Origin of the sequence: Pseudomonas taetrolens, assembly GCF_900475285.1 — a bacterium.
In the GTDB taxonomy this organism is placed as follows: Bacteria; Pseudomonadota; Gammaproteobacteria; order Pseudomonadales; family Pseudomonadaceae; genus Aquipseudomonas; species Aquipseudomonas taetrolens.
In genome coordinates, this window is sequence record NZ_LS483370.1 from 1,884,036 (window position 1) to 1,895,804 (window position 11,769).

8 protein-coding genes are annotated in these 11,769 nt (G+C 60.6%); 1 reads left to right on the forward strand and 7 read right to left on the reverse strand.

Translation table 11 applies throughout. The features are described from left to right. Positions 1-25: 25 nt before the first annotated feature. From DQN55_RS08815 to DQN55_RS08845, 7 genes are all read right to left on the reverse strand, one after another. The gene (locus DQN55_RS08815; RefSeq protein ID WP_048383349.1) at positions 26-277 is read right to left on the reverse strand and encodes a DUF2934 domain-containing protein; all 252 of its coding nucleotides are present in this window, start codon (positions 275-277) and stop codon (positions 26-28) included. 16 nt (positions 278-293) lie between these two features. Beyond that, positions 294-3,062 (reverse strand): malto-oligosyltrehalose synthase, encoded by a 2,769-nt coding sequence (locus tag DQN55_RS08820; protein WP_048383350.1) that lies wholly within the window; start codon positions 3,060-3,062, stop codon positions 294-296. Beyond that, positions 3,059-5,140: a 4-alpha-glucanotransferase gene (gene malQ / locus DQN55_RS08825; protein ID WP_048383351.1), complete on the reverse strand. Its 2,082-nt coding sequence runs from the start codon at positions 5,138-5,140 to the stop codon at positions 3,059-3,061. Before malQ ends, DQN55_RS08820 begins: the two co-directional genes overlap by 4 nt. Beyond that, positions 5,121-6,929, reverse strand: coding sequence for a malto-oligosyltrehalose trehalohydrolase (gene treZ / locus DQN55_RS08830; RefSeq protein ID WP_048383352.1), 1,809 nt, complete (start codon positions 6,927-6,929; stop codon positions 5,121-5,123). The genes malQ and treZ overlap by 20 nt, the downstream gene beginning before the upstream one ends. 16 nt (positions 6,930-6,945) lie before the next feature. Continuing rightward, the gene (glgA, locus tag DQN55_RS08835) at positions 6,946-8,514 is read right to left on the reverse strand and encodes a glycogen synthase GlgA (RefSeq protein ID WP_048383353.1); all 1,569 of its coding nucleotides are present in this window, start codon (positions 8,512-8,514) and stop codon (positions 6,946-6,948) included. 440 nt (positions 8,515-8,954) lie between these two features. Next, positions 8,955-9,401, reverse strand: coding sequence for a DUF411 domain-containing protein (locus DQN55_RS08840; RefSeq protein WP_048383354.1), 447 nt, complete (start codon positions 9,399-9,401; stop codon positions 8,955-8,957). A 135-nt stretch (positions 9,402-9,536) separates the two neighbouring features. Beyond that, positions 9,537-10,064 (reverse strand): DUF4946 domain-containing protein, encoded by a 528-nt coding sequence (locus DQN55_RS08845; RefSeq protein WP_048383355.1) that lies wholly within the window; start codon positions 10,062-10,064, stop codon positions 9,537-9,539. Positions 10,065-10,292: 228 nt separating this feature from the next. Here DQN55_RS08845 and DQN55_RS08850 point away from each other — a divergent pair, with 228 nt between their 5' ends. Next, the gene (locus DQN55_RS08850; RefSeq protein ID WP_048383356.1) at positions 10,293-11,582 is read left to right on the forward strand and encodes a serine/threonine transporter; all 1,290 of its coding nucleotides are present in this window, start codon (positions 10,293-10,295) and stop codon (positions 11,580-11,582) included. The last annotated feature ends 187 nt before the right edge of the window (positions 11,583-11,769 follow it).

Here is an 11,769-nt window from a genome sequence, read left to right on the forward strand (position 1 = left end):
ATCTGGATAAACCCTGCCGCCAGGGTCAGGGCGTGGCGGGTTTACGCGGTGCCCGTGGTTTTTTAGCTGCGGGTTGTTTCGCAGCAGGTTTGGCTGTCACGACTGGCGCCGGCTTGGCGGGCGCCTTGCGCTGTTTGGTCGCGGAAGGCACCTGCGCCTCGGCCTGCGCCAGCTTGTGGGCCATTTCCCAGTGCCGGGCTTCCTGGCCGACCGGCCGTCCTTCGGATTCCCAGATTTGATAAGCAAATTCGCGAATGCGCTTGTCGTCATTGTTCATCACTCATCTCCTGAACTCAGATGGATATTAAAAGGTTGACCGGCAACGTATCGAAAGCGTCGCAGACCCTCAGCCCCTTCTTTTTAATGACTGTGGTGTCTCCCAAAAGTCCCTTTAATGTGTCACCCGATCCGGCAAACGGTAATTCAATGACCGTATCTATCCATATGGATTGATTGTTTTCGCCAAGTGTATGATTTTGAGTGGTATTCGCAGTGAGCCGGGGCACCGCGATCACTGCATATTGATCACCTGACTGCCGGGCAAATGCCAGCACCTGATCCGCATGCGGGCCGGTCACTTTCAGGGGCAGATAACGGCCGCGACTGAACAGTTCGGGGTGCTCGGCCCGGCATTTCAATGTACGGGCAATCAAGGCCTGTTTGATCGCGCCGCTGCGCCATTCGGCGAGCATTTGCGGGGCTGACCGCGGGCTGTCGAGCATTGCCTGGCGCTGGTCAAAATCCACCGCACGGCGGTTGTCCGGGTCCACCAGGCTCAAGTCCCAGAGTTCGCTGCCCTGATAGAAGTCGGGCACACCGGGGGTGGTCATTTTCAGCAGGCACTGGCTCAGCCCGTTCAAGGCCCCCGCGCTGGCAATCGACTCACAGGCCTTGTGCACTGCCGTGCGCAGTACCAAGCCGTCAGTTTGCAGCAGCAGGCGCTGGAGGAACGTCTCTACGGCGTGCTCATAGGGTTCGTTCGGCGCCGCCCATGCCGTCTCAAGCTTGGCTTCGCGCAAGGCTTTGAGCTGCCACAGCCAGAGCCGTTCGTAGTAGCGCTGCAAGCCTTCGGCGTCATCGGGACGCAGTTCCAGTGGCCAGGTGCCGAGCAAGGTCTGATAGAGGATCAGCTCATCGCCCGGCGTCGGCCCGCTGGTATCTGTGCGCAGCGGGACCGCCAGGGCGCGCCACGCCTGGACACAGTGTGCATACCAGATGCTGCGTTCGCTGAGCACGGCCAGTCGTGCGCGGCAGTCTTCACCGCGTTTGTGGTCATGGGTGGCGGTCGCCAGCAGGTTGTCCGGGAAGTGTTCGAGCCGTTGCTGGCAGGCCTGGTGAAAGGCTTCGGGCGTCGCACTGAAGCGCTCGGTGCTGAAACCCACGTCGTTGCGTGAGAGCAGTACGCCGTAGCGATAGAAGGCGGTGTCTTCCACCGCTTTGGCCGCCGTGGGCGAGGTTAGCTGCTGAAAGCGCACGCAGGCATGCCTGAGGAGTTTGCGGGAGCGGCCCGGGAGCCGACTGCGCCAGCGTTCTGTGCCAAGCCAGCGCTCCAGGTAATCCAGTACGGGCCAGTCGGATTCATTCAGGTCGCTGTGTGCACCTTGCAGTGCTTGCTGGAATACGGCTTCGTCGGCCGGCCTGCGCCCGGCCGCGCTGATATAGGTGCGGTACACCGGAAAATGTATGACCAGTGCCTTCAATGCCCGGCGGATGGCGCCCAGGGTCAGGTCACGGCTCATCAGGTCATCGCGGGCAACGTCCATCAGGGCGCGGGCGACCCGTTCCGTGTCGCCTGCCAGAGAACCGTTCAGGATCTGTTGGCGGGCAAGCAAGGCCTCGGGTTTGAATTCGCCGATCCGGTGGCTGTGCGCGGCCCACAGGTCGGCCAGGGGTTGTGCGCCCTGCGGGTCGTGCTGCAGCAGCGAAACCTGATCCATGAACTCGTAACCGGTGGTGCCGTCTACCCACCAGTCGCCGGGCAGTTGTTCATCCAGGCCCAGAATTTTTTCGACATGAATGGGGAAGTGACGGCCCGGCACCAGGCGCTCGATCCGCCGTCGCAATTTGCGGCAATAGCCCCTGGGGTCTGCGAGCCCGTCGATGTGATCGATGCGCAGACCGTCAACCAGCCCCTCGGCGATCAGCTGGAATATCTTGCCGTGGGTGGCTTCAAATACCGTTGGACGCTCCACGCGTAACCCGGCCAGCTCGTTGACATCAAAGAAGCGTCGCCAATTGATGTCATCGGCGGCCGTGCGCCAACTGGCCAGCCGGTACGACTGGCGCTCCAGCAGTTGGTGCAGGCGCTCAAAGCCCGCAGCACCCCGGGCATCGTACTGCAGCAATTGCTGTTCAATTGCTTGCCGGCACGAAGGTGCCTGCGTCAGGTGCGCCAGTTCGGCCTGCAACGCTTGCGCGTGGTGCCTGGGGTCGTGAGAGCCCTGTAAACCCTCGAAGCGCGCCGCCAGTGCGTGGAGTGCGGGCTGCCCGGAACCGCTCAACAACTTGCCGTAATCCCGTGGACAAATCGGGAAGTGATGGCTGCCGTGCTCGGCGTGAAAATCCCCGGCATCGGGGTTGTAGCGCAAGCGGACACTGCCGTCCTGCAAGGTGGCTGCGTAATCGTTGGCGAGAAAGGGCAGCAGCAGTTGCCCTTCCAGCAAAGGGTCGGAGGAGTGCCACTTGATATCAAAGAATTCGGCGTACGGGCTGGAGCGGCCCCAGGCCAGAAGGTCTTGCCACCACGGATTATCCGCCCCACCGACCGCCATATGATTGGACACGATATCGAGGATCAGGCTCATGCCGTGTGCCCTCAGCCCGGCCACCAGCCGCCGCAGGGCCGGTTCGCCCCCCAGAGCCGGGCTGACTCGGGTCGGGTCGACTACATCGTAGCCATGCAGGGAACCTTCCCGGGCGGTGAGCAAGGGCGAAGCGTAGACATGACTGATGCCCAAACGCGCGAAATACGGCACCTGCCGGCAAGCATCATCGAGGGTGAACCCCGGGTAAAACTGCAGGCGCATCGTGGCGCGCAGTGCCGTGCAGGTGCGGGGCGTCATTGGTCACGCTCTTGCGCCTGCAGTCGGGCACAGGCCAGCAACTCCAGGCGCCGGGCCACCGCCGGATTATCGAGCACGGTTTCACAGTCGCCGGGCAAACGCCGTTGCCAGTTGGGATGGAGGCTGACCGTCCCGGGCAGGTTGGCCTGTTCTTCGAGGCCCAGGGCGTCTTCGATGGGCAGCAGTACCAGCGGCGCCCGGGTATGGCCGAGAAAGCGCACACTGGCATCAAGGACCTGATCGCTGCCCGAGGACTCCTCCTGAAAGTTTTGCGGGTCATGACTGAGGGCATCGTGCAAGCCTGCGCGTTCATGTTGGCGGTTCTCGCGCCAGTGTGCCTCGGTGGCCGGGTCCAGCAGGCCCAGACGTACACTCCAGTCAATGTCGCGTCCAAGCCACCAGCCATTGAGGGTCGGCAGATCATGGGTGCTGGTGGTGGCCAGGGCGTTGTCCGGCCAGTCCAGAATGGGGCGGAAACGAGCGCCGTAGTCCTGTTCGAACAACAGCACCCGCATGCCCAGGATTGAGCGCTCGCCAAGTTTGTCACGCAGGCCTTCGGGGACCGTGCCCAGGTCTTCGCCCAGCACCACGGCCCGGTGCCGCACCGATTCCAGCGCCAACAGACGCAACAGGTCTTCGACCGGGTAATACAGATAGGCACCTTCATGGGGGGACGCGCCCAAGGGGATGACCCAGAGTCGTTGCAGGCCCATGATATGGTCGATTCGCAGCCCCCCTGCATGTGCAAAGTTGGCCCGCAGCATTTCGATGAAGGCACGAAACCCGTTGCGCTTGAGTCCGTCCGGGGAAAACGCCGATATACCCCAGCCTTGCCCGGTACGGTTCAGCAGATCGGGTGGGGCGCCGACGGTGAGATGTGCCAGCAGTTCGTCCTGGCGGCACCAGGCCTGGCTACCGCTGCCATCAGCGCCCACGGCGAGGTCAGCAATCAGGCCGATGGCCATACCGCTGTCGCGGGCGGCTTTTTGCGCCTGTGACAGGCCGCGCGCAATCAGCCACTGACAAAACGCGTAATAGCCGATGTCGTGACTGTGCTCGTCAGCGAACACCAGCAGCGCCGGGCTATTGGGGTCGCGCCATTGCTCGGGCCAGTGGCGCCAGTCAATGGCCTGGTGCTCGGCCGCATTGCGCGCCTGCAACGCTTCAAAGCGGCAATGGTTTTCGAGGGCTTCGCCGCCAGTGTCGCGAAACATATTGAACTCACCCAGGGTCGGCGGTTCATCGAGCAGGAAATTTTCATACAACTGGCGCAGCAAGGATTGCTTGGCCACGGTTGCGGCGGGCCAGTCAATCAATGGCAGTTGTGCAAGCCTCTGCAGTTCGTCCCGCAGCCCGATCTGATCAATCGCCCGTTCTACGGCGTCTTCGCCCAGTACGCTGGCGGGTGCGGCATACAGGCTGTTGAAAAACAGGCGGCTGGAGGGTGAATACGGACTGTATCGATGAGGGTCGCAACTGAACATGGCATGCAGCGGACTGATCGCCAGTACATCCGCCCCGCGTTCTCCGGCCGCTACGGCGAAATCCTCAAGGGCTTGAGTATCACCAAAGCCTCCGTCTCCAGGGCGTTGCAGGCCATACACTTGCACGCTCAAGCCCCAGGTACGGGGTGTGCTGGTTTGCACGGCATCGGCCATGCTGAAGCAGCGTTGCGGGGCAACTGCCAGGGTGAAGTGCTGATCTTCTATTTGCGCCCGGTGATAACCGACCGGGACCATTCCCGGCAGGTAGGCGTCTGCGTCCAGCTGAATAGAGAGTGTGCCGCCGGTTTCAAGGTGAATGACACACTGGCTATGGGGGAAAAAATAACGGGTCAGGTCCAGACCTCTACCCGCATCTGCGGTCAGCAGTGGCGGCAGGCGTTTGTCTTGTTGTTCCAGTTGCAAATTCAGCAGGCTGGCCTCAATCGCTTCCGCGGTGTCGGCCTGCAGGCCCAGGCCGGCCAGCACCGCGACCAGAACGTGCGGGGCAACATGATGTGGCTGGCCATTGGCATCGACCCAATCCACGGCCAGGCCTGCGCGGCTGGCGAGAATTTCAAGTTGGGCTGTGCTCATGGGCGCTCTCCAGTGAGGGGGAAATGGTCAGGCTGACTAAAACGCTATAAGGCGCTAACAGGTGAGTGGCTTGCAGGTGTTCGAGCACTGCGCAAGGGCTCTGGAACAGCACGTGGGCATTGGCCGGCGGGTCAAGCGGGGCCGGCTGCGCAGACAGGTTCAAGGCGATGTTCAGCACACGGTCATCGGCCATGCGCCAGCGTGCCCATACCGCGCCTTCGGCCAGGATCTGCGACCCCAGTGCCTGTACTGCACCGAGGCGGGGAATGATGTGTCGCTGACGGATCTGCAGCAGTTGCTCGTACAGCGCTTGCATGTCGTGGTGCGGCCCTGGCTGCGGGGGCTCGAGCCGGGGCCGTGAAGCCACGAAGGTGGCCCGGTCGTTCGGATCGGGAATCACCGGACTGTCCAGGCCGGAGAAGGCGCTGAACTCGGCAAATTCTTTACGTCGGCCCTCGCTCACGGCCAGGGCCAGTTCGCCGGTGTAGTCGGTGAAAAACAAAAAGGGCTCAGGCGCAGCCATTTCGTCGCCCATGAACAGCAGCGGGATCATTGGTGACAACAACAGCAGGGCCGTTGCAGCCCGCAAGGCCTGGGGCGGGCACAGTCGATGCAGCCGCTCCCCCAGGGCGCGGTTACCGATCTGGTCATGGTTTTGCAAAAACAATACGAAGGCAGTCGGCGGCAGATGAGCGCTTGGCTCGCCGCGAGCACGGCCGTGTCGGTCGTTGTGCCCCTGAAACACAAAGCCCTGGCTCAGGCAGCGTGCCAGCTTTTCGGTGCTGTTTTCTGCAAACTCGGCGTAATAGGCGTCAGTTTCTCCGGTCAGCAGGTGCTGCAGCACGTTATGTCCATCATCATTCCACTGCGCGTCATAGTCCTCGCCCAGCAAAAACGCCTGGTTGAACTCGTTTTCCAGGGTCAGCCATACGTGGCGGGCGGGGTCGACCTGGTGACGGACCTGATCGGCCAGCTCCTGCAGGAAGTCGGGATGATTGATCGCATGCACCGCATCCAGGCGCAGCCCGTCCACCCGGTAGTCCCGCAGCCACATCAGCGCGTTATCAATGAAAAAATCCCTTACTTCACGGCGCTCGTAATGGATGCCCGAGCCCCACGGTGTGTGGGTGTCCTTGTGAAAAAAAGGGCTGGCATAACGTGGCAGATAATTGCCTTCAGGGCCGAAGTGGTTGTACACCACGTCGACCATGACCATCAGCCCGAGGCCGTGGGCGTCGTCGATCAGTTGCTTGAGTTCACGGGGCGAACCGTAGGTGTCATGCGGCGCATAGAGCAGGGCGCCGTCGTAGCCCCAGTTGCGCTCACCGCTGAACTGGGCCAGCGGCATCAGTTCAATGGCCGTCACTCCCAGTTGCGCCAGACGCGGTAGCTGCCGGGCGACGCCGGCATACCCGCCGAGCACGCCCACATGCAGCTCGTAGATAACCGCTTCATGCCACGGGCGGCCGGTCCAGCGAGGGTGCTGCCAGGTGTAATCCTGCGGATCGACCACCACGCTGTAGCCTGCAATCCCGCCGTCCTGAGCGCGTGATGCCGGATCGGGCACTTCAACGGCGCCATCGATGCTGTAGCGATACTGCGTACCTGCGCCGCAGGGGGTCTCCAGTAAGAACCAGCCATTGGCCTGAGGCTGCATCGCCAGCGAGTGACCTTCTTTGAACGCGACGCTGACGGCCTGTGCATCGGGCGCCCACAGGGTAAATCGCGTGTGCCGGGGACCCAGCAAGTGAGCACCATGGGGCCATGTTTCCAATGTCCGTAAAGGCATCGATATAGGCCTCTTGTCAGGGATTTACGGCTCTGCTCCGCGAGTTCACGACCAGTTGTTCATAGAGCTCCGCGTAGGGTTTCACGGCTTTGCACCAGTGAAACGGTGCAGACATGGCGCGGCAACGCATCGCGTTGAACAGCCCCGGAAATGCGTACACCTTGAACGCTCGGCAGAGGGCTTCCTTGTAACTCTCTACGGTGGACTCATCGAAAAGAAAACCGGTGACCCCGTTTTCGATGGTGTCAGCCAGGCCGCCGGTGTTGCGTGCCACGGGCAGTGAGCCGAAACGTTGCGCATACATTTGGCTCAGGCCACAGGGTTCGTAGCGTGAAGGCATCAATAAAAAGTCGCTGCCAGCGAATATGCGCCGGGCATCGGTTTCGTTAAAACCGATGCGCACGCTGATCTGCCCGGGGAAGCGCAGTGCCAGCTCACGCATGGCCTGTTCTTCCTCTGGTTCACCACGACCGATGATCACGATCTGCCCGCCAGAGGCGACGATGTAGTCCGCTACGGCTTCGGTCAGGTCCAGACCTTTTTGGTACACCAGGCGGGAAACCACGGCGAACAAGGGACCTGTGCAAGGCTTGAGCTCAAACAGGGTGCGCACATAGTCGGCATTCAAGGCCTTGCCCTGCCAGTCACCGATATTGAACGGCGCGATCAAATGCGGATCGGTCGAGGCTTCCCAGCTGTCATCGATGCCGTTGGGAATACCGCTGAGCAGACCTTGCTGGGTTTTACAGGCCAGAAAGCCGTCCAGCCCGCAACCAAACGTTGGCGTGGTGATCTCGGCGGCATAGGTCGCGCTGACCGTGGTGATATGGCTGGCGTAAGCCATCCCGGCCTTGAGGAACGACAGTTTGCCGTAGAACTCCATGCCTTCCTGTTGCAGTGCATGGGGCGGAATGCCCAGCTCCGGGCAGCAGGCCAGACTCACTACGCCCTGGTAGGCCAGGTTATGGATGGTGAACAGTGTCGGCGTGCGTTGACCGCGCCAATGCATGTACGCCGGAGCCAGTCCGGCCGGCCAGTCATGGGCATGTACCAGATCGGGTTGCCAGTGAATCTGTGCCAGGTTGGCTGCGATATCTGCGGCGGCCAGCCCAAGGCGGGCGAAGCGGATGTGATTGTCCGGCCAGTCGCGGCCATTATTCGCGCCGTAAGGTGTGCCTTCCCGTTCATACAGTTCGGGGCAGATCAGTACATAGACCACCAGCCCGTCCGGCAAGTCCATGCGCCCAATCTTGCAGGCTGGCAGGGCCGCATGGCCACCCAGCTCGCCGATGACATGAATTGGGTTATCGCTGTTCATCACTTGCGTATAGCCGGGAATCAACACCCGGACATCATGCAGGTGGCGCATGGCACGCGGCAGGGCCGCTGAAACATCTCCCAAACCGCCGGTCTTGATCAGGTCGGCCAGCTCGGACGTGACGAACAGCACCTTCTTTTTATGCGGGCTGGCACTGCGGCCCGGGAGCGCTGCTTTGTTCGAGGGGGCCATACCCGAGACAGTAATTGCGTCATTGACCAACGAGTCAAGACTTTCAGGGGGAGTAGGCGCAGCAGCACTGATCATGGTTCTCTCCATTGTATTTATTGATCTGCCCCAGGCACGAAGCCGGGTGTGTACTCACTTCCTGTGGGTTAATGCACAACACTGCCTGTTTCGGTAAAGCGACCAATGGCCATACGACCCCAAAGGCAAAAAAAGCTGTGCAAGGACTGCACCAAAAAGCCTGGTCCTATTCTTTAACCGACAAATCGCAGTTGTTGAAGGTTCCAATTTTAATGGCTGAAATACATGCCGGAATCAGTGTAGGAGAGATGGCAAGGCAGGCGAGGGCTCAAACACGGCCTTCTGCCCAACGGTGACGGGCCTGCGTCAGAATTGATGTACCGAGTCGTCAGATGAACTGCAGCATTTACCGGTTGCGTGCCCCATGAGCAGGCACAGGCGCATTGCGCGCCTGTGTTCATCGGGTATGTAGTGTGATTGCACCAATAGGGTGCATGGCCTTAGTTGCCAGGGTATTCGGCAAGCACCTCGTCCCGTCCGTCGTTGCGCAAACCGATGACCTGGAACGCGTCTTTGCGATCACCCATCTCCATGCCCGGGGAACCTGTTGGCATGCCCGGTACGGCAATGCCCTTGAGGTCATCACGGCGGGTGAGGGCAACGACCTGATCGGCGGGCACGTGGCCTTCAACGAATTTGCCATTGATCACACCGGTGTGGCACGACGCCAGGCGCGGGGCGACACCGAGGCGCTGTTTGACGCTGCTCATGTCGGCTTCAACATGGTCATTGACCTTGAAACCATTGGCTTGCAGGTGAGAAATCCAGCTTTTGCAACAGCCGCAATTGGCGTCGCGGTGTACGTCAATGGTCAGTTGTTCAGCAGCCTGGGCCATCGAGGTCAGCAGCAGGGCCGAGAGAGCGACAAGGCGCAATGGGGTTTTCATCGAGTTCCTCTGGAGGTCGTAGGCGTTGGTGCGCCATTTTCAGATAATGTCAGCCTGCCCGACGCGTACTGTCAGGTGGCTGATAACAAGATGACAGTTTTGTCAGGTTGGGTCGGGATTCACCGTAAGCAAGGGTTATTTCAGCTGCAGGCTGGCACGGATGCCCTGGACTTCGGGCTCGGTGGCGGTATAGCCCTGTGCCGGTCCAGCGTAGGACAAGGCATAGGCTTTGCCTTCCCGGGTCGCGGCCACCAGTGTCTGAGTGATGACATGGTTGCCGTTCTGGGTAATTTTGCAGCGGGTTTCCAACGCTTCCAGCCCCCCCAGGGTGCTTTTGTGAATTTTATTGCAGGCGCTTTGATAACCGGCTTTTGCGAAGTTTTGCTGCAGGGTCTTGCGCATTTGCAGCAAGACCGCCTCCATATTCACCTGATGCTCCGGCGTCAGCGTGGTCGAGGTCAGCTCCATGACCATCAAGGGGTCGCCATTGGCATCGTTCTTCACGGCCCGTTGCCGTTGGCCACTGTTATCGGGAGCCGGCGGGACGTCTTGCACTTCCCAGTCACCGGGCCAGGTGATGAGCGGGGCGTCGGCCCACGCAGAGGGCAGGGCGAGGGCCAGGAGCAGTCCGGTCAATGCGGTGCAGCGGTATGAAAACGTCATGGGCGACAGGCCTTGTGCGCGGTTTTTAGGCTTCAAAAGTGTATCAGTAGGTGTCCAGGTCTTGCTTTGGGCAGAGAGATCATTTGCACCATTCCTCAGCTAAACCTTTGCTTCTTATGTCTAATCCCGGACAATCGCGCCCCTCTTATGGCTGGGGCGTGGTCAGTAAGGTGTTTTTTTGTCCGCCCCGGCTGCGTGGTAACGACCGGCTAGCGGAGATTCGACCGGATGAATGACCAGGCTAATAGCGTCGACGAACGCTTCGACGAGACACCTGCGACCCTCAGTCGCTGGAACCGTCATGACACCACCTGGATGCTGGGCCTGTTTGGCACGGCTATCGGCGCAGGTACCTTGTTCTTGCCGATTAACGCAGGGCTTGGCGGCTTTTGGCCGCTATTGATCCTGGCGTTGCTGGCATTCCCGATGACCTTTTATGCGCATCGAGGCCTGACCCGTTTCGTCCTGTCCGGGCGTGAAGGCTCAGACATCACGGATGTCGTAGAAGAACATTTCGGTCTTAAGGCCGGTGCTGTCATCACGCTGCTGTACTTCCTGGCCATTTTCCCGATCCTGCTGATCTACAGTGTGGCACTGACCAATACCGTTGGCAGCTTTATGCTCAACCAGCTGTCGATCACACCGCCGCCACGGGCAATCCTGTCGCTGCTGTTGATCCTCGGCCTGCTGATTGTGGTGCGCTGCGGCGAACAGGTGATCGTCAAGGCCATGAGCATGATGGTCTATCCCTTTATCGTGGCATTGCTGTTCCTGGCGGTATTTTTGATCCCGCACTGGAATGGCGGCATCCTCAGCACTGCAAGCAGCATGCCTGAACCTTCGGCCTTGTTGCACACCTTGTGGCTGGCCATCCCGGTGATGGTGTTCTCGTTTAACCACTCGCCGATCATCTCGGCCTTCGCGGTGGATCAAAAGCGTCGCTATGGCGTCAACGCCGAAGAGCGCAGCTCGCAGATACTGTCCCGAGCGCACGTGCTGATGGTGGTGATGGTGCTGTTCTTCGTGTTCAGTTGCGTGCTGACTCTGACGCCAGCGCAATTGGCAGAAGCCAAAGCGCAGAACCTGTCGATCCTGTCCTACCTGGCCAACCACTTCAGCAACCCGACGATCGCCTTTGCGGCGCCGTTGATTGCATTCGTGGCCATTGCCAAGTCGTTCCTGGGCCACTATATCGGTGCCAGCGAAGGGCTTAAGGGTTTGATCCTCAAAACTGGCAAGCGTCCGGCAGCCAAGTCCCTGGACCGCATGACCGCAGCCTTCATGCTGGTGGTGTGCTGGGCGGTGGCAACCCTTAACCCAAGCATTCTGGGCATGATCGAAACCCTGGGTGGTCCGGTGATTGCCGCCATTCTGTTTTTGATGCCGATGTACGCTATTCGTAGCGTGCCGGCCATGCGCCAGTACTCGGGCCCTATCTCCAACGTGTTTGTCACACTGGTAGGCCTGGTAGCTATTTCGTCGCTGGTTTACTCGCTGGCCCACTCGCTGATGCGCTGAAGCCGGTGGGAATCCTGTAGCCGCTGCCAAAGGCTGCGAGGGGGGCACAGCGCCCCCCGTTTTCCGTAACCCGCCGTAAAGCCCCGACGCGGCCTCGCTGCGCTCGACTGCTGCTACGAATTCAGGGTGATTCTGACATCTTGAAGGGCCTTCGGGCCCAGCCTGTAGCAGCGGTCGAGTAGAACGA

Excerpts from the sequence above, each read along its gene's own strand:
- DQN55_RS08850 (WP_048383356.1), top strand. The coding sequence starts at position 10,293 with ATGAATGACCAGGCTAATAGCGTCGACGAACGCTTCGACGAGACACCT.
- DQN55_RS08845 (WP_048383355.1), bottom strand. The coding sequence starts at position 10,064 with ATGACGTTTTCATACCGCTGCACCGCATTGACCGGACTGCTCCTGGCC.
- DQN55_RS08815 (WP_048383349.1), bottom strand. The coding sequence starts at position 277 with ATGAACAATGACGACAAGCGCATTCGCGAATTTGCTTATCAAATCTGG.
- treZ (WP_048383352.1), bottom strand. The coding sequence starts at position 6,929 with ATGCCTTTACGGACATTGGAAACATGGCCCCATGGTGCTCACTTGCTG.
- DQN55_RS08840 (WP_048383354.1), bottom strand. The coding sequence starts at position 9,401 with ATGAAAACCCCATTGCGCCTTGTCGCTCTCTCGGCCCTGCTGCTGACC.
- malQ (WP_048383351.1), bottom strand. The coding sequence starts at position 5,140 with ATGAGCACAGCCCAACTTGAAATTCTCGCCAGCCGCGCAGGCCTGGCC.
- DQN55_RS08820 (WP_048383350.1), bottom strand. The coding sequence starts at position 3,062 with ATGACGCCCCGCACCTGCACGGCACTGCGCGCCACGATGCGCCTGCAG.
- glgA (WP_048383353.1), bottom strand. The coding sequence starts at position 8,514 with ATGATCAGTGCTGCTGCGCCTACTCCCCCTGAAAGTCTTGACTCGTTG.